General features: G+C 52.5%; 15 protein-coding genes. 8 read left to right on the forward strand and 7 right to left on the reverse strand.

The features are described from left to right. Positions 1 to 228 precede the first annotated feature (228 nt). The 7 genes from VGN67_RS18285 (at position 229) to VGN67_RS18315 (ending at position 13,548) form a co-directional block, all read left to right on the forward strand. Entirely contained in the window at positions 229 to 816 is a 588-nt protein-coding gene (locus VGN67_RS18285; protein WP_327488302.1) for a sigma-70 family RNA polymerase sigma factor, read from the forward strand. 144 nt (positions 817 to 960) lie between these two features. Beyond that, the gene (locus VGN67_RS18290) at positions 961 to 2,091 is read left to right on the forward strand and encodes a FecR family protein (protein WP_327488303.1); all 1,131 of its coding nucleotides are present in this window, start codon (positions 961 to 963) and stop codon (positions 2,089 to 2,091) included. A 181-nt stretch (positions 2,092 to 2,272) separates the two neighbouring features. Continuing rightward, on the forward strand, positions 2,273 to 5,770 hold the full coding sequence (locus VGN67_RS18295) for a TonB-dependent receptor (protein ID WP_327488305.1): 3,498 nt from the start codon (positions 2,273 to 2,275) through the stop codon (positions 5,768 to 5,770). 64 nt (positions 5,771 to 5,834) lie between these two features. After that, positions 5,835 to 7,616, forward strand: a complete 1,782-nt coding sequence (locus VGN67_RS18300) for a RagB/SusD family nutrient uptake outer membrane protein (RefSeq protein ID WP_327488307.1) — start codon at positions 5,835 to 5,837, stop codon at positions 7,614 to 7,616. A gap of 148 nt (positions 7,617 to 7,764) precedes the next feature. Then, positions 7,765 to 9,642: a heparinase II/III domain-containing protein gene (locus tag VGN67_RS18305; RefSeq protein ID WP_327488308.1), complete on the forward strand. Its 1,878-nt coding sequence runs from the start codon at positions 7,765 to 7,767 to the stop codon at positions 9,640 to 9,642. Between the two features lie 3 nt (positions 9,643 to 9,645). Next, positions 9,646 to 11,574 (forward strand): heparinase II/III domain-containing protein, encoded by a 1,929-nt coding sequence (locus VGN67_RS18310; protein WP_327488309.1) that lies wholly within the window; start codon positions 9,646 to 9,648, stop codon positions 11,572 to 11,574. 42 nt (positions 11,575 to 11,616) lie between these two features. Then, on the forward strand, positions 11,617 to 13,548 hold the full coding sequence (locus VGN67_RS18315; protein ID WP_327488310.1) for a heparinase II/III domain-containing protein: 1,932 nt from the start codon (positions 11,617 to 11,619) through the stop codon (positions 13,546 to 13,548). 66 nt (positions 13,549 to 13,614) lie between these two features. Here the strand turns inward: VGN67_RS18315 and VGN67_RS18320 are convergent, their stop codons facing one another. The 7 genes from VGN67_RS18320 to VGN67_RS18350 form a co-directional block, all read right to left on the reverse strand. Continuing rightward, positions 13,615 to 14,628 (reverse strand): Gfo/Idh/MocA family oxidoreductase, encoded by a 1,014-nt coding sequence (locus VGN67_RS18320; protein WP_327488311.1) that lies wholly within the window; start codon positions 14,626 to 14,628, stop codon positions 13,615 to 13,617. A gap of 16 nt (positions 14,629 to 14,644) precedes the next feature. After that, the gene (locus VGN67_RS18325) at positions 14,645 to 15,295 is read right to left on the reverse strand and encodes a hypothetical protein (RefSeq protein ID WP_327488312.1); all 651 of its coding nucleotides are present in this window, start codon (positions 15,293 to 15,295) and stop codon (positions 14,645 to 14,647) included. A gap of 145 nt (positions 15,296 to 15,440) precedes the next feature. Continuing rightward, complete coding sequence (locus VGN67_RS18330) at positions 15,441 to 16,520, reverse strand: hypothetical protein (RefSeq protein ID WP_327488313.1); 1,080 nt, start codon at positions 16,518 to 16,520, stop codon at positions 15,441 to 15,443. 33 nt (positions 16,521 to 16,553) lie between these two features. Further along, positions 16,554 to 17,789, reverse strand: coding sequence for an MFS transporter (locus VGN67_RS18335; protein WP_327488314.1), 1,236 nt, complete (start codon positions 17,787 to 17,789; stop codon positions 16,554 to 16,556). Between the two features lie 368 nt (positions 17,790 to 18,157). Then, on the reverse strand, positions 18,158 to 19,483 hold the full coding sequence (locus VGN67_RS18340; protein ID WP_327488315.1) for a four-carbon acid sugar kinase family protein: 1,326 nt from the start codon (positions 19,481 to 19,483) through the stop codon (positions 18,158 to 18,160). Positions 19,484 to 19,533: 50 nt separating this feature from the next. Then, the gene (locus VGN67_RS18345) at positions 19,534 to 20,193 is read right to left on the reverse strand and encodes a cyclase family protein (protein WP_327488316.1); all 660 of its coding nucleotides are present in this window, start codon (positions 20,191 to 20,193) and stop codon (positions 19,534 to 19,536) included. Next, positions 20,193 to 21,254, reverse strand: a complete 1,062-nt coding sequence (locus VGN67_RS18350; RefSeq protein ID WP_327488317.1) for an isocitrate/isopropylmalate dehydrogenase family protein — start codon at positions 21,252 to 21,254, stop codon at positions 20,193 to 20,195. Before VGN67_RS18350 ends, VGN67_RS18345 begins: the two co-directional genes overlap by 1 nt. Positions 21,255 to 21,507: 253 nt before the next feature. On the opposite strand from VGN67_RS18350, the gene VGN67_RS18355 reads away from it, so the two are divergent. Further along, positions 21,508 to 22,527: a LacI family DNA-binding transcriptional regulator gene (locus tag VGN67_RS18355; protein WP_327488318.1), complete on the forward strand. Its 1,020-nt coding sequence runs from the start codon at positions 21,508 to 21,510 to the stop codon at positions 22,525 to 22,527. Positions 22,528 to 22,537 lie beyond the last annotated feature (10 nt).

The following is a 22,537-nucleotide window of genomic DNA, read 5'->3' on the forward strand; positions in this document are numbered from 1 at the left end:
GCGCTGAGCCTGAGGCCCGACATCCATAAAGAGGCTATCGTAAGTCACAAAAAGGTCAGCGCCTTCAAGAAATAAATGGTTAAATTGGGGACGGGGGCGGTTCTGTATAGGGCCACTCTGCTACCCGCTCCGGTACCAGTTTAGAATTTTTGCAAACTTTTTCCGGGAAGTGTGCAATTCCTACTGTTTTTTGTGCTAAATTGATATCCGTACTATTCAGCGACTTTTATGGAGCAGTCTGGACTTGTATCCCCTAATTCAACAGAAGAATCACTTTGGTTACGGTTTTTGGCGGGTGAAACAGAGGCCTACGAGCAGTTAATAGCCACCCACTACCGACCACTTTTCTACTACGGCAGTAAGTTTTCCAAAGACCGTGAGTTTATAAAAGATTGCATCCAGGACCTCTTTCTTCACCTTTGGGAGCGGCGTACTCACCTCAGCAACGAAGTAGTCGCCCGCCCGTACCTGATGGCCTCCCTTCGCCGACACATGCACCGCAGCCAGCCCTCCGGTCCACTTGCATTTGACCATTCGGCCGAAAGTAATAATGATGTTCACTTTGAAGTGGAGTATTCAATTGAAGACCGGCTGATCCGGCAGGAGTCGTCAGTGGCTCTGGCCATCCGGATAAAAACCCTGTTGGATGCTATGCCCCAGCGACAAAAGGAAGTACTTTACCTGAAGTACTTTCAGGATATGGACCGGAAGCAGATCTCAGAAATCATGAACATTACTCCTCAAACCGTTTCAAATCTTCTTCAGCTGGCTTTCCGGCAGTTAAAAAAGCAGTGGCCTTCCTATGTAAACCTCTGATTATTAACCTTTTATTTCCTTTTAGCTACCTCATTGAAAGATCCTACGACTTTATACTTAAAAATAAGATTAAAAAAACATTAGAATTTTTTGGTATCCCGCGGCAGCTTTTGTCTCTCCTATTACAGAAGCATACCAGCCTGAATGGATCAGTACGAAAACTACAGCGCGGATGATTTTTTCTGGGACTTATTGTTCCGACAATGGGTAGTTGCTCCTACCCGTGAAACCAATCAGCTGTGGACGCAGTGGCTGCGTGAGCATCCGGAACAGGAACAGAGTGTACAGGAAGCGAGGGAGGCCATACTGGCGCTACGGGTACAGGAGCCATCCCTGGGTGAGCAGGAAGTCAGGAAGGTGGTAGAAACCATCATCACAAAGGCTGCCCTAGGTGAAAGGACAAAATCCATGAACCGGAGTAGGAAGACCGTTGCGCTTCATCGCCGGCGGTGGTGGTTGTTTGCGGCAGCATCCATTTCTCTGCTCCTGGCAGCCGGTCTGCTGTACCATTCTACCCCCTCCACACCGTTAACGCTCATTGTCCCCCACGAACAGGAGACAATGACAGAAGCCCCCCCCCACCTGACGAGAACCGTTAACACCAGCGATTTGCCTCTGACCGTCAGTTTGGACGACGGTAGTACAATAGTACTTGGTAAAGGAAGTCAGATCAGCTACCCTCTCCGATTTTCTGATCAGAAAAGAGAAGTACACCTGTCAGGTGAGGCCTTTTTTGACGTTGCCAGGGATAGTGACCGCCCCTTCTATGTGTATGCCAACGAACTGGTGACCAAAGTACTGGGCACCAGCTTTACAATACAGGCTTATGAAACCTCGCATGAGGTTACGGTGGAGGTCAAAACGGGACGGGTATCGGTATATGCCCGCTCCGATCCGAAAGTGCGTCAAAAGGCTTCGAGCCGCGAACTGGAAGGAGTAGTGCTGTCGCCCAACCAGCGGGTAGTGTACTCCCGGAACGAGGTACGTATTAACAAGAGCCTTGTAAAAAAGCCCCGCATGGTAGTTCCCGAGCCTGATGCAATGCGGTTTGAGTTCGAGGATACCCCTGTTCCCAGCGTATTTGCCCGGCTCGAAAAAGCGTACGGAGTAACAATAGTATACGATGAAGTGCTGATGCAGGGGTGCCCGCTAACGGCCGAACTGAACGGTCTGTCGCTTTACCAGAAGCTGACGATTATCTGTAAGGCGATTGACGCTGAGTATGAAATACTGGACGGACAGATTGTCATTCACGGAAAAGGATGCAAGAGTTAACTAGTACTACAACCTAACCCAGACTATATGATATAAACCTACTTTAATTTAATAAAAGAGCCGGCAATGTTCCTGCATTACCGACTCTTACTAAAAAATCCCTTACAGGTTGGCACCAGGTACCTCCATCGGAGGATGGGATTGCTTTGCTAATTCTCACATTAACAAAACATTTAAAATTATGAAAAAAAATGTACAATACTACAAGGTAGTACGAAGGATTATGAGACTGACAGCTACTCAACTCATGATAGCTTTATGGATGATAAGTACCGGCTACGCCCACGAGGGCGATGCACAGTCTGTATTGAGCCAGAAAGTTACCTTAAAGATGCAGAATGCAGAGATCCGGGATATTCTGGCGCAGATGAAAAAGCAGGTAGATGTACGCTTTGTATTCAGTTCAAAACTGATCAGATCCAGCCGGAAGGTATCGGTTTTATCCCAGGATGAACCCCTGTCCAAGGTACTTGACCACGTTCTTATTCCTTTGGACTTAAGGTACGAGGCGTCCGGAAATATTATCATCCTTAAACGAGGCACCCAACTTCCTGCCATAGCTCCGCCGACGGTCAGCAAGGAGGACCCCAAACGCGTTATCAATGGGAGAGTGACCGACGAAACCAGTCAGGGACTGCCGGGCGTGAGCGTGGTGATCAAGGGTACCACCCGGGGCACTACCACCAACGCGGAGGGCCGGTTTCAGCTCGATGTACCCAATGACAATACCGCGCTTGTATTCAGCTTTGTGGGGTATGGATCCAAAGAGGTACTTGTGGGTAGTCAAAGCACGGTCAATGTTACCATGACGGTAGAAGATAAGGTACTTAATGAGGTAGTAGTAGTAGGCTACGGTACCCAGCAAAAGGTAAACCTGACTGGTGCTGTGGGCGTGGCCGATAGCAAGCGCCTGGAGAACCGCCCCATCGCCAACGTTGGCGAAGGTTTACAAGGGGTGATTCCAAACCTGAACGTTAGTGTCCGGAACGGTGATCCTTCACAGGGCACTTCCTTCAACATCCGGGGGTATGAGTCGATCAATGGAGGTTCTCCGCTAATTTTAGTTGATAACGTGCCCATGGATCTCAACCGCATTAACCCCAATGATATCGAAAGTATCAGCGTGCTGAAAGATGCTTCCGCTGCTGCCGTTTACGGTGCGCGGGCCGCCTTTGGGGTAGTTCTTGTCACTACAAAAAGTGGCAAGGCCGGTAAGGTGACTGTAAACTTTGGCTCGCAGTTTTCGGCCGCCAAGCCCATTTTCAATATGGACGTGGTCACAGACCCTTACGAGTTTGTGACGGCCCGTAATGCCGCTAATATTCGCACGTTCGGCAATCCTTCCTACGATGATGATTTTGTGGCCGCTACCAAGCGCTATTCAGAAAATCCGATTCCGGCTAATGAGTGGGGTGTAGTGAATGGTCGCCTGCAATACTATGGTTTCAACAACTACCAAAGCCGGATTATGACCGACTTTGCCCCTACCAACCAGCAGGACATTTCGATATCGGGCGGATCTGATAAATCGAAATTCTTTGTATCCCTGGGACGATTCAGCAAGGATGGCTATCTGCGCATGAACAACGAGACCTTCAAGCGTTATAACCTTCTGATGAAGGCTGATTTCCAGGTCAACAAGTGGCTGAATCTGAACAACAAGGTAGTTTTTAACTCGCAAAACAGCGACAAGCCCCACTTTTACAACTGGGATGTAAACATCAACTCACTAGCGCGGGTAAATCCTATCATGCCGGTGCAGTTTCCTGATTTGGAATACTACATTACCCCCGGCGACCGGGAGCAGTATGAGCAGTATATTGGCAAGTACTTTGGCGGCACCAACTTCTTCCCTTACCTGCAGGACGGTGGACGCGAGACCTGGACCCGTAACGACGTCTGGCTTACTCAGGGTGTTACACTGACACCTTTCACCGGCTTCAAGGTGGTATCCAACTTCTCCTACAACATCTACAATCAGATGTACCAGGATGTACAAAGCAAGATTGATATTGTGGAAACCGACCTGCTGGCAAAGAGCCCAGTCAGCAACGGCTTCAGCGGCGACGACTGGATCGAGAACAGCAATACCTATAACCAATACTATGTATTGAATGCCTACGCAGAGTACTCGCTACCAACCTTCGGCCGCAACAACATTACGGCAATGGTGGGTTTCAACCAGGAGCGCGGCCTCAACCGGAATGTCTATTCTCAGGCCCGCCAGCTAATCACCCCGCTGGTAACTGACCTGAACGCCACCACCGGTGTTCAGCGGGCCGACGGCAGTAAGTCACACGTATCCCTGCGGGGGGTATTCTACCGTCTTACCTATAACTACGACGACCGCTACCTGCTGGAAGCCAATGGTCGCTACGATGGTACCTCCCGCTTTCCCCAGGACAGCCGCTTTGGTTTTTTTCCATCTTTCTCAGCGGGCTGGCGGATCAGCAACGAGCAGTTCATGGCTGGTACCAACAGCTGGCTTGATAATTTGAAAATCAGAGCTTCGTACGGCACGCTGGGCAACCAGCTGTTGGGCAATAACTACTATCCATATGTGGCCTCCATGGGTACCGGGCAGTCTCCCTACATGTTCTCAAACGCTTTCATTCCGTATGTATCAGCCGCCGGACTGGTAAGCCCATCGCTTACCTGGGAGTCTGTTACTTCCAAAAACCTGGGTGTTGACATCACCATGCTGAAGAGCCGCTTGGATATGTCCGTTGATGTGTATACCCGCGATACCAGAGACATGCTTATGAATGTATCATATCCGGCCATTCTGGGTACTTCGGCGCCGAAAGAGAACGCCGCCGACCTGCGTACCAAAGGCTGGGAGCTATCGCTGACCTGGCGCGACAAGATCAAGACTGACTGGAGCTACGACGTAACCCTGGCCCTTGCCGACGCGCAGGCAACCATTACGAAGTTCGAGAATCCGTCAGGAGCGCTGCCCAGCGGCAGCCGGTACTATGTGGGCCAGAAACTTGGTGAAATCTGGGGGTACAAAACCGTAGGTATATTTCAAACCCAGGATGCGATAGACAACGCACCAGACCAGTCGCGGATAGGTAACAACTGGCGCCCGGGTGACGTACAATACGCCGACCTGAACGGCGATGGCATTATCAGTCCCGGTAAGAATACCCTGGAAGATCCAGGCGATCGTACTATAATTGGTAACAGCACGCCCCGGTATAGCTTCGGTATCAATACCAGCGTAGCGTATAAAAACTTCCGGCTGACGGCCTTCTTCCAGGGTATTGGCAAAGTGGATCACTGGCCCACCTCAGGCAACTGGACCTGGTTCTTCCCCTACAATGCCGGTCATATCGAGCGTTACTATATCACCGATACCTGGACGCCGGAGAACCCCAATGCCTACTTCCCGGCAGCGCATATCTCAACCAGCGATAAGAAAAACCTGCAGACCCAGTCGCGGTATCTGCAGAGTGCCGCCTACCTGAGGGCCAAAAACATCACCCTTAGCTATAACCTGCCCCTAAGCTTGCTGAACAAGATCAAAATGAGCCGGGCCCAGGTATTCGTGTCGGGGATGAATCTGTTTGAATTTACTAAGATCAGGAAGCCACTTGACCCGGAAAGTATTCAGTCAGGAGCAATCGAATATCCTATGCAGCGCATCGGAACGTTGGGATTCAATGTATCATTCTAGAAAAGCTATTAGCTGATAGCTTTGTATTATACATTCTATTTATTGAACTTCTAAAAATAAAGATATGAAAAGCAAATTTTTAAAATTCAGCTTCGCGTTATTGGTCACCTATATGGTGAGCGGCTGTAACGACGACTTCCTGGAAAGGTACCCGCTGGATCAGATCACCAACGAGACCTTCTGGAACACCGAGAATGACCTCGCAGTGTATAACAATAGCCTTTATAACCTCATTCGGGATGACATTGATGTACCCATTCTGATGGGTCATCATGATGGGTTTGCCAGCCACTACGCCAGCATCTGGTTTCAGGATGAATTTACCGACAATATGGCCCCCCGCCATCCTCGCCACACCCGCTTCCAGCAGGTACGGGCGGGTAAGCATAATGTCGCCTCTGGTGATCAGTGGTTTGGCTATGACGGCTGGAACTTTGTGAGGGCCATTAATGTAGGGCTCGCCAACTACGATCGGGCCAATATTCCGCAGGCTGCCAAAGACAAGTACATTGCTGAAGCCCGCCTGATGCGGGGCTGGTTTTACGGAGAGAAAGTGAGTAAGTTTGGTGATGTACCTTACGTAGAACGTGAACTGAACATTGACTCAGAAGAGCTTTTTGCCGCCCGTACACCCCGTGCCGAAGCTATGAAAAAAGTGCTGGAAGACTTGAATTTTGCTTCAACAAAACTGCCTAACGACTGGGGCGACGGCAACGCGCCGGGTCGCCTGAACCGTTGGGCCGCCCTATTGGTAAAAGCCCGTATTTGTCTGTTTGAAGGTACCTTTAACAAGTACCACAACACGGGTGAATGGAAAATGTGGCTGGAAGAAGCAGCCAAGGCATCCAAGGAACTGATCGAAACCGGTCCCTATCGGCTTTACAACACGGGAGATCCCAATAACGACTACAACGCCTACCACCGGGTACTGGACCTGACCGGGAATCCGGAAGTAATCGCTTGGCGGAAGTACAAGATCGGGGTGTTTACCAACCACGTTCAGTCTTACTTCCCGTACGCGGGGGGGGCCACCAAAAGCATGGTGGAAGACTACCTGGCTACGGATGGATTGCCCATTACGCTGTCGCCTCTTTACAAAGGCGATGAGAAGCTGGAAGATGTGTTCGCAAATCGGGATCCTCGGCTACGTCAGACGGTTTTGCATCCCGCCGACACCGAAAAGTATCGCTATGACCGCGAAGATGGCCGTTCCTACCCTCGTCTGGAAGGTATGCCGGGAGGAGGTGTAAAGTCTACAACTGGCTACCATATTATCAAGCATTATAATGCCGATGACCTGATCGGTAAGGCCTATAACACGGCCGAATCGCCGGCCATTATCCTGCGCTTTGCCGAAGCCCTGCTGATTTACGCCGAAGCCAAGGCCGAGTTGGGGACTATTACGCAGAATGATCTCGATATATCGATTAACAAACTTCGCGACCGCGTTGCCATGCCCCACATGATTCTGGGTGAAATACCGGTGGATCCTCGTTATGCTAAGGATGGTATTTCTCCCCTGATTGCTGAAATCCGTCGGGAGCGTCGTGTGGAGATGTTCATGGAGGGTCTTCGCTATCAGGATATTCTGCGCTGGAAGCAGGGCAAGAAACTGGAAGACAAGGATTATGGAATACGCTGGAGCGCAGCCAACAAGGCCAGGTTCAGCCCTACCACCATGCAGACTTCCATCGACCCCGAATCAGGCAAGGAATATATCGATGTGTACAAAGGTACCGACTGGGCTAATCCGGTATTTGACGAGAGCAAGCACTATCTGTGGCCCATTCCATTGAATACAATAGCGCAAAACCCTGCCATCAAGCAGAATCCTGGCTGGGAGTGATGAATAAATTTTGAATGATAGAATGAATGATGAAATAAAGAATACCATTCTATCATTCACTCAATCACTCATTTAAAAAAAAGCTACCCACGCGGCATTATAAACGCCCGATGGGTAGCTTTTTTTTTCACCTGTAATTCCTGATCTTATGAGAAGAAAAAAAGAAGTGAGCCTGTTCCTGGTACTGTTACTGGGAATAATGAGGGTATGTGCTCAAACGCTCCCGGCTCCCCCCGCCAACCACCCGCGCCTGCTCCTTTTGGCGGGGGAGGAAAAGCAAATTCAAAAGGCCATTGAAGCTGACCCCACCTGGCAGAAAATGCACCGGGCTATTCTGACTGAGTCTGATCAGATCATTTCCCTTCCTCCCGTTGAACGTATCCAGATTGGCCGAAGATTGCTCGATAAATCGCGCGAAGCCCTCAGGCGGCTGTTTCATTTATCCTACGCCTGGCGCATGACGCAGGACGGCAAATACGCTCATCGCGCCGAAAAAGAAATGCTGGCCATCGCCGGTTTCAGCGACTGGAACCCCACCCACTACCTCGACGTAGCCGAAATGACTATGGCCATGGCCATCGGCTACGACTGGCTATACCCGACACTCTCGCCCAAGTCCCGGAAAACAATCAGTGAGGCCATTACCGAAAAAGGCCTGAAAACATCCATGGATAGCCGGTACAACGCTTTTGTAAACGTAACTAACAACTGGAATCAGGTTTGTAATGCCGGCATCAGCTTTGGTGCTCTGGCTGTTTACGAAGAAAATCCTGACCTGGCCAAACAGATTATAACGCGTGCCCTGACCTCCATCAAGCTACCTATGAAGGACTACGCTCCCGATGGTGCCTATCCGGAGGGTTACAGCTACTGGGGCTACGGGACTTCTTTCAATGTCCTATTTCTGAGTGCAATGGAAAAGGCTTTCGGTACCGACTTTGATCTTTCAAAAGAGCCGGGATTTATGAAGACCGCCCGCTATCTGGAGTATATGACCGGCCCTACCGAATATTCTTTTAATTACAGCGATGCCGGTTCCGGCAAGGGCAGTCTGCACCCCGCTATGTTTTGGTTTGCCCAGAAAAGCGGAGATCCTTCCCTGCTGTGGGTTGAAAAAAATTACCTGGAGAATTCAGATTATGCACCGTTTACTCAAGATCGGCTGCTACCGGCCGTCATGATCTGGGGAGTTGCCAATCCTCTGAACAAAGTTAAGCCTCCTACGACCAACTTCTGGACCGGACAGGGCAAAAATCCGGTGGCTATGATGCGCAGCTCCTGGACCGACCCCAACGCTATTTATGTAGGTTTCAAGAGCGGTACCCCCTCGGCTAGTCACGCCCACATGGATGTAGGCTCTTTTGTGATGGAGTCTGATGGCATACGCTGGGCGCAGGACCTGGGGATGCAAAACTATAATTCCCTTGAATCAAAGGGATTGAACATCTGGGATGGCAAGCAGGGCGCTCAGCGCTGGGACATTAAGCGTTACAACAATTTTATCCATAACACCCTTACAATCAATGACCAACACCAGCTTGTAAAAGGCAAGGCCAAAATCGACGCTTCCGGATCAAGTGATGCTTTACGGTATGCTGTTTCAGATCTGTCCAAATTATATGAAGGTCAAATCGAGCGCGCGCGTCGGGGTATAGGTATCGTAAATGATGTCTACGTAGTAGTGCGTGACGAGGTAAAGGCTGGAAGTCAGCCAGCCAAAGTCCGCTGGGTGATGCTTACACCGGCCGAAGTCACTATCAATCAGGATAATTCGGCAACGCTGACCAGCGGTGGTAAGACGTTAACGCTTCGGGTACAATTACCGGCCTCTGTCGAAATAAAAACCTGGAGTACCGCCCCCACGACCGATTATGACGCTCCCAACGAAGGTACCCAATTGGTAGGATTTGAGTACGAAGTACCCGCCGGAGCATCTCAAACTTTACAGGTACTGCTACTACCCGAAAAAGCATCTGGCACTAAGAAAACAATTGATCAACCACTTGCTCAGTGGGGTAAAAAATAAGTGATGATGAAAAAGGTATTTATAGCAATAGTAGCTCTCTGCTTTTCAGAGCTGTACGCGCAGGTAACACCCCGGAACATTCTGGCTAAGAAGTATTCACAGGAACAGGTAAAGGAAGCCCTGATTCCGCGCAGTCAGTATAAGCCTTACCCTACTACACCCGCAGAATGGAAAAAGGTAGTACCTGACTCCATCCTGAAAGCAGTAATCAAGGCCGGTGAAGCTTCTTTGAATTATAAATTTCAGCCGGTTTCCGCGACCGTTTCTCTGGATTTTGTACGCACCGGCGACCGCGAGAGGCACCGGGGCATTGCCTACAACAAGCGATACGCGCTTACCGATCTGCTACTCGCCGAGAGTGTGGAAGACAAGGGTCGCTTCATAGAGGCTATACTGAATGGCTTATGGTCTATTTGTGAGGAGAGCTACTGGGGGGTACCCGCCCACATATCGGGTACCGGCCTGCCTGATGTGGAAAATCCGGTGGTGGACCTATTCAGCGCCGAAACCGCCGCTCTGCTGGGTCTGGCCGACTACTTCGTGGGTGCCAAGCTGGATGCCATTAACCCGCTGGTGCGCAAGCGTATCTACTACGAAACCAACCAGCGCATTTTCAGGCCTCTTCTCAACCACCCTGACCAGTACAAGTGGATGAGTAAAACGCAGCCCGTTAATAACTGGAACCCCTGGATCATGTCCAACTGGATCTCGGCCACGCTGATGCTAGAAAAAGATGAGGCCCGCCGGGCAGAAATGGTCCACCAATCCATGCTTGGTCTGGACCTGTACCTTAATGGACTAGGTGAAGACGGCGGCTGCGACGAAGGCCCCTCTTACTGGACGGCCGCCGGTGCCAGCGTATTTGATTGTCTGGAAATGCTTGGCGCGGCTACGAATAACAAAGTGAACATTTACGACCACCCGCTCATCCGGAACATGGGTGCCTATTTTTATAAAGTTCACATTGGCGGCCACTACTTTGTCAACTTCTCCGACGCGGACCCCAAGCTCCGGCCCGACGGCCTGCTGCTCTACCGCTTTGGCAAGGCTATTAATGACCCGCAGATGACGAGTATGGGGCAATGGGCAGTAAAGCAATTTCCGGAAGTAACTCTGGAACTAAACGGCCACCACCGCCCCCGCCGGATTGAGAACCTGCTCACGATCCGGGACTTACCGGCTTCGCCTCCCGCCTACGTACCCGTTCGGGACGCCTGGCTATCGGATATTGAGGTACTTACCGCCCGGACATCCAACGGAATGTTCCTGGCTACCCACGGCGGACACAACGCCGAGAGCCACAACCACAACGACGTAGGTGACTTCCTGCTTTACGCCCACGGGGAACCGATCCTGATCGACGCCGGACGCGGCAACTACACCTCCCGTACCTTCTCGCCCCAGCGCTACGACCTGTGGTTTACGCAGTCGCAGCACCACAATGTACCCATCGTCAACGGGCACGGCCAAAAGGCGGGCCGTGAGTTCGAGGCGAGCGGCGTGAACAGTACGATATCAGATAAGGAAGCAGCTCTGAATATGAATATCGCCAAAGCCTATCCGGCCGAAGCGGGTATTGACAACTGGAACCGAAAAGTAGCCCTCAACCGCCAGAAAAACCGGCTGGAAATAACCGATAAATATACCCTGAACCAAAAACCCGGCTCCATCCAGCAGGTATTCATGACGGTCTGTGAGGTAGATGCCAGCGTTCCCGGAACGGTGGTACTTACTACCCCGACCAAAAAGTCGTACGTGTTACATTATGATCCCAAAACATGGAGTGCCACTACCGAATTACCCTCTACCGACGGCATGGAGTACAGCAGTTTCAAAACCAAGTGGGACAGCCACCCGGTAAAGCGAATTCTGCTTACGAACAAATCTCTGAAAGCGACGGATCAGTTCATGTTTACGGTTGATGCCCGCTAAGCCCTTACTAAACTATATTCTTATTCCTACTCCCTGGTTATCATGAAAAAACTATTAGTACTTACCTTCTTCCTTACCAGTTGTCTCCTGGTGCAGGCGCAAATCACACCCCGAAACATACTGGCCCAAAAGTATTCTCCCGAGCAGGTAAAACAGGCTCTGGTGGCGCATGGCCAGTACAAGCCCTACCCCACTACCGCCTCCGGGTGGAAAGCTGCTGTGCCCGATTCGGTGATGAAAAAAATAATTCAAACCGGAGAAGAACGACTCAGTTACACTTTTGAACCCATCACGGCTTCGGTTTCGCTGGACTACAAACGTTCAGGCGATCGTGAACGGCACAGTGGTATCTCTTTTGGCAAGCGCAACGCCCTGATGGAGTTGATCCTGGCCGAAAGTATGGAGGACAAGGGGCGTTTTACCGAAGCGATCCTGAACGGGCTGTGGTCCATCTGCGAAGAGAGTTTCTGGGGGGTACCCGCCCATATTTCCAGCACGGGTCTGCCCGATGTGGAGAAGCCCGTCGTCGACCTGTTTGCTGCCGAAACGGCCGCCTTGCTGGGGTTGGCTGACTACTTTGTGGGTGACAAGCTGGACAAAATAAATCCGCTGGTGCGCAAGCGCATTTACCACGAAACCAACGAACGCCTGTTCACTCCCATGCTTACCCACGGGGATGAGTACGGTTGGAATAGTCCGACCCGCGCGGTTAATAACTGGAATCCCTGGATCATGTCCAATTGGATATCGGCCACCCTGATGCTGGAAAAGGATGAAAGCCGCCGGGCTGCCATGATCCATAACTCCATGACCGACCTGGACCGGTACCTGAACAGCCTGGGCGATGACGGCGGCTGCGACGAGGGCCCCAGCTACTGGACCGCCGCCGGGGCCAGCGTGTACGACTGCCTCGAACTACTAAGTGCGGCCACGAAAAACAAAGTGAATATTTACGAGCATCCCCTGATCCAAAACATGGGGGCTTATTTTTACAAAGTACACATTGACGGGAATTACTTCGTGAATTTTGCTGACGCTGACCCCAAACTCATCCCCGACGGCCTGTTGCTGTACCGCTTCGGAAATGCCCTGAACGACGAGCGCATGGTGAATATGGGAAGATGGGCCGTGGGCCGGTTTCCCGAGCGGGCTTTGGCCGTAACGGGCTTTCACCGCTTTCGTTCGATTGAAAATTTGCTGACCGCTAAAAAAATTGATAAGACCCTGCCTTCCTACGATAAGGTACAGGATGCCTGGCTATCCGATATAGAGGTACTTACGGCGCGCGATGCGGATACTGATTTCTTCCTGGCTACCCACGGCGGGCACAACGCCGAAAGCCACAACCATAACGATGTGGGCGACTTCCTGCTCTATTCCAAAGGCGAACCGGTGATCATTGATGCCGGACGCGGCAACTACACCGCCCGCACCTTTTCGCCCCAACGGTACGAGCTGTGGTTTACGCAGTCTAACTACCACAACCTGCCCATCATCAACGGTCAGGGACAGAAAGCCGGCCGACAGTACGAAGCCACCGACGCAGGCAGTATCATCAACGACAAGGTAGCTTCCCTGACAATGAACATAGCCAAAGCCTATCCTGCCGAGGCCGGGGTAGCGAACTGGAAACGCCAGGTAGCTCTGAACCGGGCCAAAAATCAGGTGGAAATAACGGATGAATACGAGATGCAGCAAAAGCCTACTTCCATCCAGGAGGTGTTTATGACCATTGCCGAGGTAGATACGTCAACACCCGGACAAGTTAAACTGACTACGCCCGGCAAGCAGTCGTTTGTACTTCGGTACGACCCGAAAAAATGGAGCGCGTCCACTGATTTTCCTTCTACGGATGGAATGGAGTACCGGAGCTTTAAAACGAAGTGGGACAGTCATCCGGTGCAGCGGATCTTGCTTACCAGTAAGGATCTTTCACAGAAGGGGAAGCATAACTTTGTACTTAGCAGAAACTAAGCAGGCTATTAGTACGACCTGCCAAAGGCCGGTAAGGGTACTCATCCTTACCGGCTTTTTTATCACCTACCACCCCGCTACCTTGTAAATCTTTTCCTGTACATCCAGGTTCTGCAGGTACTCTTTACCTGAGGTTTCAAAGGGCTGGTCGTGCAGGAGGCAGTCCACAAAATGCCGCTGGCAGAAGTACACGCAGTCCCCGGCAAAATTGCGGTCGTGGTGCTCGTAGTGATGCTGGTAGGCAGGCTGGCCCAGCGGCCTGACCCGAATGGCACCATCTCCCGTGAGTTCGATACTGCCGCCGTTGAGGTCCAGGAGCAGGCTGTCGGCAAAGGTATAGCGGGGATTAGGGTACCGGCTTTCGTTGTAGCGGCTCATATCCAGCGTCGCCCGGCTCCCATTCTCCGTCGTCAGTACTACTAGTCCACTGTCTTCACCCGCTATTTCCGGATTTCGGCGCGTCAGGTCTGCTGCTACCGATACTACTTCACTGCCGCTCAGAAACCGAACGACATCAATCAAATGTACACCAGTTTCGTAGATGAGCAGGCGGGGGTAGGTACGGAAGTACGGTTGTCGGCTCTTATAGGCGTCGGGCTGCCAGCCGTCGCCCATGCGCATCCGCCAGTAGATACTGTAAAGTCGGTCGCCCACTACCTTTTCGTCGAGTAGTTGCCGGATGGCCCGGTGCCAGGGCTGAAACCGGAAATTTTCGTGTACCATCAACCGTACTCCCTGCTCATGGGCGAGGGTTACCAGCTGTTCGGCTTCTTTCAAAGTGGGCGCCAGCGGTTTCTGACAGATAATGGCCCGCCCGTGCGTTGAGGCCAGCCGGACCAGTTCCAGGTGCGAAGCCGGTGGCGTGGCAATATCTACAAAGTCAGAGTTGACCCGCGCCAGCGCCTTTTCCAGGTCTGAAAAAATTGCACCCGTAAATCTCCATCTTTCAGCAAAGGCGGCGGCTTTGGTCAGGTCAGCATCGCAGAGGGCCACCAGTTCCACCTCGGGCATACGCTGCCAGGCTTCCATGTGAAACTGGCTGAAGTACCCGCAGCCTACCAGTATCCCTTTTATTTTCATGGGCAAAGCCGTTTACTCAATTCGGAACATACTCTTTGTCCAACGTCAGCAGAAAAGAGTCCATCCGGAAACCATCTTCCCGCATGGAGAATAAAACTTCGTGCTCACCGGCAGTAGGTACATCAAGGTAGATGAGGTACGGCACGCCGCAATGTACCTCCTGCGTCCGTTGCCGGTTGGACCAGGTCCATTTGTTTTTGCCTTCGCACCACTGCAGGCGCTGACCACTCTCGGGCCAGGTACCGTTCAGTCCGGCGTGTACACCGTTATCTTCGCTACCGGTCGAATAGGCCTTTACCCACAGGTAGTACCGGCCCGGCTTTTTGAACTGTACTTTGTAGCTCAATACCGCCATTTCACCGGGCTTATTCGAAAAATTTATTCCGTTGGTGAGCTTGTCGTCGTGGGTAGTGCGGGTGTCCGGCAGGCAGTGCAGGTAGGTACCTCCTCCCGCCTGGCGCGCAATGGCTACCACGGCCGGGTCGTCCGAACGGGTGTCTTTCACCTGCCATTTGCGGACACCGTCGGAGGTTTGTTGTTTGAAGCTCTCCGCTTCCTGATAAACAGCATCGGCTGGCATGGCGGCGGGTGCCTGCTGGGCCAGACCGGCGGAACTTACCAAGGCCGCAAGCATGGAAGGGTACAGTAGTTTCTGGATGTTTTTCATACTTATTTTTAGTTCTTTCTGTTACCAAATCGTTATAAAGAGTTTTGACACGGAGTTTAGAAAGTCTTTTTCAAGTACCCGGCAACACTCCGAAATCAGCCATTTTTTACCAGATAGTTAAACCTTTCGGTAGTACTGTATTTCCCTACTTTCCCTCAGTCATTTTTTTCAGGAGGTCAAAAAAGCCTTTTTTGCGACTACTGGTAATGCCCCAACTGGCCGGCATGCTCTGGTAGCCCTCTTCAAAGCCTTCGTCTTTCATGCGGTAGTCGAAGTACCCCCAGGAAGCATGGGCTTTGGTGGCGGCGATGAAATTGTTGTAGGGTTTGTCAAAATCAAAATGGTCGTCTTCGTTGAAGACAATGGGTTCACCCTTGTAGTTAGGTTTGGCCTTGATAATGCGTACCATCTCTTCGATCCGGGCGGGGTCTTTTACCCCGTTGCCGTGTACGAGCACAAAATCATTTACCGCCAGCACGTTATCCACGGGGATGAAGCCTCCGCCAAAACTGGTTGAAACCAGCAAACGGCGGCCGTTGCGGTTCATGGATTTTACCAGACTGATCAACTCGTGTACCCGCTCGGGTTTCAGGATTGCATGATCGTACCGGACATTACTTTCGTTGTTTACTTCCACCAGCACGTTACGGTAGTTTTTGTCCAGGAGCCAGTTGGTCACGTTTTTCACCGCATTAATTACGGCTGCCTCGTCTTTCAGGCGTTCGTCCTGCCCAAAATAGAAGTACCCCAGCATTACCACCATCCCCAGCTCGTCGGCTTTGTCCAGGATTTTCTCCATCCGTTTCATGTAGGCCTCGTCCAGGGAGCCGTCGGGTCTGATGGCGGAGTTGATCCAGGGCTGCTCTTTGGAGTACCCCTGCGGACTACCGCCCTGCAGGTTCATCGTGAAGGCCAGCAGGCCGTGCTTTCTCCATTCGGGCATGGCCGCTACAAACTCACGGGTATTGCGGTCGGCATCCCAGGTACCCGTGTCGGCGTACTTCCACATGCTGCGGGTTTCGGCGTTGAGGTCGTCGTAGATACCCTGTACCATGCGGGAATTGGGCAGGAGGCCTTCCAGCCGCATTCCCTCGTAGGTCTTGCCTTTCAGGGTGACTTTGTTGTTGATGTAAAAATCTTCTCCTTTGATGGAAACTTCGGTTTTGCGTTTCTGGGCAACTGCCACCGTACTCAGCAACAGCAGGACAACAAGTAATTTTTTCATTGCAAATTCTGGTTAATTGTTCAGGATACTAAATCAGTCAATCGTCCACCGCATGCGCAGCCACATGGCTACGGCGGCAATATTCAGCAGGGCACCCGTCAGGAAAAAGGGGGTTACGCTCCCGCTCCAGGCAAACAGGTAGGGAAAAGCCAGGCTGGTCAGAAAAGCGCCCAGGTTACCGGCCATATTCATAGTACCCGATATCAACCCGGACTGGGCTTTGCCAATATCCACGCACAGGGCCCAGGAGGGCGGCAGGGTCATATCGGCCCCCAGCAGGGCTATTGCCAGAAAAGCCACGGCCCCTACTACCTCTTCCTGATAAATACTGCCCACCAGCCCGCCCGCCGCCAGGGTAAAGCCTACCATAGCCGGGATAGTCCGGGACCAGCGCTGGTGTCCTTTCCGGTACAAATGGTCAATCCATCCCCCCGACAGCCAACTGCCCGCCGCTCCGGCCAGTAAAGGCAGCGACGCCAGCCAACCGGCCTGGGTCGCCTCCAGCTGGTAGGTACGCTGCAGGTGCGGATACAGCCAGGTCAGGGCAAAAAAGAAAGTAAAATTGGAACAGAAGTACTGCCCCATAACCGGCCAGATAATCCGCTGGCGCAGCAGTTGCCGCAGGGTTATTTTTGGTTGGGCGATTTTTACATTCGCCGACTGCCGTTGCGCCAGAATCAGGTCCTTTTCCCGGCTCGATAGCCGGGGGTGTTCTTCGGGCAAATCCCGAAAGAAAAACCACCATAGTAAAGCCCATACGATACCCATTCCGCCCAGGATACCAAACGAAGCCCGCCAGCCGAGCCACTGGATGAGGGAGGCAATAAAGGGCAAAGCCAGCGCCGCCCCCAGCCGGGAACCGGAAAAATTGATTCCTGTAATTAATCCCCGCTCCCGTACCGGAAACCAGGAGTAGGTGGCCCGGGCAATACCCGGAAAAGCACCCGCTTCGCCCGCGCCAAAGAAAAATCGCAGGAAAAGCAACGAAATAAAATTCCAGCTCAGGCCGGTCAGTGCCGTCAGCAACGACCAGAATGATACAATGCCCGCCAGCATACGCCGGGGCCCCAAGCGGTCGACCCAGGAACCCGAGGGGGTTTGAAACAAGGCATACCCCAGGGAAAACGCCGCCAGTACCCAGCCCATCTGCTGGTCGCTAAGGTCTAGTTCCTGGGCAATGGGGTTTTTCGCTACCGAGATACACACCCGGTCGATGTACAGCAAAAGTGCCAGCAGGAAGGTACCCACAACAATCAGATAGCGAAGCATGAGGGAGGCTATTAGTTATGATTTTTGAATCAATAGTGTACGAAGGAAAAATTTTTGGCCAAAGAGCGGCCCCGGAGGCGGACGGCCGCTGCCGGGCCAAACTTTAGTAGCAAGTTAACGATTAGGAGAGATTTAAGCCCCAGCGGGGCGACTCCTTTAATTACATGTGCCGCTGCCACGGTGGCCGCTCCTACGGAGCTTGATTTATAATTTTTACGCTGTTTCTACTAAGATACCGCCCCTCTGGGGCTTAACTAGAATTCCTTCGTACACTCCTACTTGTGAATTCTGAATTAGATCACAAATGCTTTTACCAATCGTCACAGCTTTTGGTGCCGCCGGTGCTTTATTTTATTAGTATGATGAATCTAGCTTCTTTCCACTTCCAGAAACTTCTTCACTACTTCGTACAGCGCCTGGTCGTTGCCAACGTTGCCGGGGAATACTACGTAGGGAAATCCGCTGAGACGGCTGTCCTGGCCGGGTTCCCAGACTGATACCCCCGGAATAAGCTGACCTTTCACCATCGCTTTTTTTATCCCCAACCCCCTGGTGGCGATATCACTGGAAGTAATGCCTCCCTTGGCTACCACAAAAGCCGGTACCTCCTTAATGCGCCTGATGATGGATACCAGCAACTCCGAGTATTGCTGCCCAATCTGCATGGATTCGGCGCGGGTACTTCCGGTCTGGAGGGAACGCTGGGTGTACAGCAATACAGTTTCTCCCCGCTCGAGGTGTTTTTCAAGGGTAGTGGCCAGGTCCACCAGATTAGCCTCGTCGCCCAGCCGGGTACTTACCACGTAGGCCGGCAGGGAGATCTGGTCCATCAGGTAGCTGACCTGACGGGTACTCAGGGGTACAAACGACCCTACAACCACCAGGCCACCCCGGTGATTCCGGGGGTCCAGGAGTTCTTTGGCACGCAACATCGGGGCTGTTTCCAGATTGCCCAGAGTACGTACTACCGAAGCCCCCGACCGGACAAGTACCTCCCGCCCCTGCTCAAACAGCCTCTTTATCAGCTCCGAAACCAGGGTCAGGTCACCGTAAGACTCCGCGTCCGCAATGACTACTTTGAGTTCGGGGTCGAGTAGTTCGGTCACTCGTTGTTCCAATGCCGCACCAGTCAGTTCCTGCCGTTGTACGCGGGTAATCTGTTGCGGGCTAATAGCTCCGCCGGATTTCTCCATAACCCATTCGGTCAGGTCGGAGTGGGTGTACCCAAATACCGGGTCTTGGGCAAAGGGCGTTTCGGCTACGGGTACCGGCCTGCCTTCCTGCATCAGGTAATGTACCCCATTGATGGTATAGCGTCCGCCTTCGATGAAGGCGGGAATCAGAAAAGTCAGGGGATTCTGTAATCCGTAGCCCCGGCTCAGGGCGTCTACTTCGGCCGGAAAATGGCCGCGCAGGGTAGAGTCGGAGCGGCTTATCAGCAACAACCGGCGGTCATATTGCCGGGCCAGCAGGTGCAGTAACTGCCCGATGTCTTCGTTCATGGCCACCGCCTCCCCTTCGGAGAATGCCCTCGAATTGGTAAGTATATAAAATAAAGAAACCTGCTGACTGAACATTTCCTCCAGCGCCGTGGCATCCCAGGTTGTCAGGACCGGTACGTTATGCACGGTTTGGGTGCCGGTGGGGTCATCATCCAGTACGACAATCGTGGTAGAGTCTGAAAAAATAGTCATGGGTTTTGCATTACATTCCACTGTACAAGCCGCTTTTTTGTCTGAACTACCTATGAGCCGGCCGATTCGCTCCCGGTGGCGATACCTTCCACCGCAATGACCCGGGCCGGTGCGCCGTCCCCACCGGCGTATTTTAGAGGTAAGGCAAAGAGTAGTACCTTTTCCTGCCGGAGCTGGTCCAGATTACACAGCCCCTCCACGATGGTAATACCCCCACCCAGTAATATCCGGTGAATCAGGGTTACCTCCGGCAGATTATTTACATCCGCTACGGAGGGCGGCTCTACCCCAATCATTTTGACTTTATTATCCACCAGCCAGCGCGCCAGTTCCTCGCCGATGCGGGGTAGTGCGTCGCGGTACTCGTCCGTTCCGTTTCGTAACGACCAGTTGGTATAGAACAACAAGCTATCCTGCGGGCTGATTTTACCGGCAAGCTCTCCCAGGTGGGCCACTGTAAGTACCTCCCTGGGCTGCGTGTCGGGGAGGCGGAGGACCCAGGCCCAGCCTACCAGCTGCTCCAGGGGCATTGTATCAATCGTTTCCTGACCCATACCAAAATGCAGGGGTGCATCCACGTGCGTACCGGCGTGCGAATACAGGTGCAGGGTGGTAGCATTCCAGCCGTCCTGCTCGAGTACCCGGGCCGGTTCCCAGCTTACCCCCGGCGTACTGCGCTGGTAGGTTTGGGTGAGGTCAATGAGCCTCATTACGCTTCCAGGGCTTTGATTATGGCTTCGGCTACTTCGGCGGTACCGGCTTTGCCTCCTACGTCGGCCGTCCGGAGGCCGCTGGCGGTTACGGTATTAATGGCCTGCACGATGGCGTCCGCCGCTCCCTTTTCGCCGATATGTTCCAGGAGCAGAGCTCCCGACCATATCTGCCCGATGGGGTTGGCAATACCCTTCCCGGCTATGTCCGGTGCGGACCCGTGTATCGGCTCGAACATCGAAGGGAACTCCCGCTCGGGATTGATGTTTCCACTCGGCCCGTACCCCAGGCTCCCCATGATGGCACCGCCCAGATCAGACAGTATATCGCCAATCATGTTGGTGGTTAATACAACGTCAAATACTTCGGGGCGAAGGACAAAATTGGCCGCGGCGGCATCCACGTACATTTTGGTGTAGGCTACATCGGGGTACTGTTCGGCTACTTCCGCAATCACTTTGTCCCAGTAGGCCAGCGTATTGATAAGGGTATTGGATTTGGTCACGTTGGTTACCTTGCCCCGGCGCTTTTGGGCCAGTTGAAAGGAATAGTGGGCCACTTGCTCAATGCCCTTCCGGGTAAATACGCTGGTATCGGTAGCCAGTCCATGGGGGCTATCGGGATAGAGTATCTTGCCGTTCTGAACAAATTCGCCCTCGTTATTTTCCCGAATTACCACAAAGTCAATGTCCTGCTGCGTCTTATTTCTTAATGGGCCGTCAACACCCGCCAGCAGCTTTACCGGCCGGTAGTTGACGTACTGCTTAAAATGAGTTCTTACCTTAAAGGTGTAGAGTTTGGCGGGTAGGGTGTCATCAACTGCCGGTAAACCTACGGCCCCAAAGTATATAGCGTCGAAGGCTTTCAGGGTATTCAACCCATCGGTGGGCATAAAATCGCCGTGCTGCTGGTAGTACCCGGCCCCGAAAGGAAAATGGGTAACGTCAAGTGAAAAACCAAACCGACCGGCGGCCGCTTGCATGACGTCCAGGCCCAGGGGTACTATTTCGTGGCCAATCCCGTCGCCGTTCACGGCGGCTATTCTATACGTTTTTGACATGATGATTGCTTTCGATTCTATTGAACAATTATAAGATTACGTCCTTTGCTTTCTGCGGTATTTCTACCAGCCGTTTCCTAAACCAAAGAGATTGGCCGACAGAAAGCAACAGAAAAATAGATTATTTCTCTGCAAAGGTTTGCGGAAAGGTTTGCAAAAGATCAGGACTGCTCCGGTATAATACCTGCGTGCTGCTTCTTTTAAGGAAAGGCACCCGGAAAGACCCAACCATACAATTGTACTTTTAGAATAAATGGAAGAAATAAGTCTGAAAACTATCGCCAACCGGCTGGGTATCTCCATCTCGACGGTGTCGCGGGCGTTGCGCAACCACCCCGACATCCGGGAAGAAACCAAACGCGCGGTGGTACAGCTGGCCGAAGAGCTGGAGTACGAGCCCAACCACCTGGCGTTTCAGCTGCTCCGGCGAAAAAGCAATTCCATTGGGGTCATTGTACCCAAAATAAGCTACCCGCTCTACGCGGAGGCCATCAGTGGCATTGAAGCGGTAGCGGAAGCACAGGGGTACCAGTTGCTGATTTGCCAGAGCAACGAAGATTACCAGAAAGAAATAAAGCAGATCAACAGCCTGATTGCCTCGCGCGTCTCCGGCATTATTCTTTCTGTTTCGGCCCACACTACCCAGTACGACCACCTCCTGCGCATTCAAACCCGAAACATCCCTTTTGTACTTTTCAACCGCGACTGCGAACAGATCAGCTGCTCCAAGGTACTGATTGATAATTATAAAGCGGCCTACGAAGCGGTCAATCAGTTGCTCGCGGCGGGCCGCCACCACATCGGGTTCATGGGCGGTCCGCCCCACCTCCAGATCAGTCTTCGCCGGGAGGCCGGCTACCGGGCGGCTTTGCAGGAAAGGGGTATTACCATCAATGAAGACCTGATTCGGCAGGTGGAATTCAGCCGGGAAGCGATCCGGCAGGGAGTTACTAACCTCCTGGACGAAGCCCCGCAACTCGACGCCCTGATTACCTACAGCGACCAGATAGCGCAGTGGGCGCTGGTGCTGGCCCGGCAGCGGGGGCTCCGGATTCCGCAGGACCTGGCCCTGATCGGGTTCAACGACGAACCCGCCGACGAACTCCTGGAACCTTCCCTGAGTTCGGTGCGGCAACCGGCCTACGAAATGGGAGCCGAAGCGGCCCGACTGATTTTCAAGGAATTGCAGAGTACCAAATTTGCCTACGAAAAGATTATTCTGGAGAGCCGACTGATTCACCGGGGTTCCACCTGGGGTTCCGCCGGGGGATAGTAGTGAAAGA

Source organism: Telluribacter sp., from assembly GCF_035998675.1.
Taxonomy (GTDB): Bacteria; Bacteroidota; Bacteroidia; order Cytophagales; family Spirosomataceae; genus Telluribacter.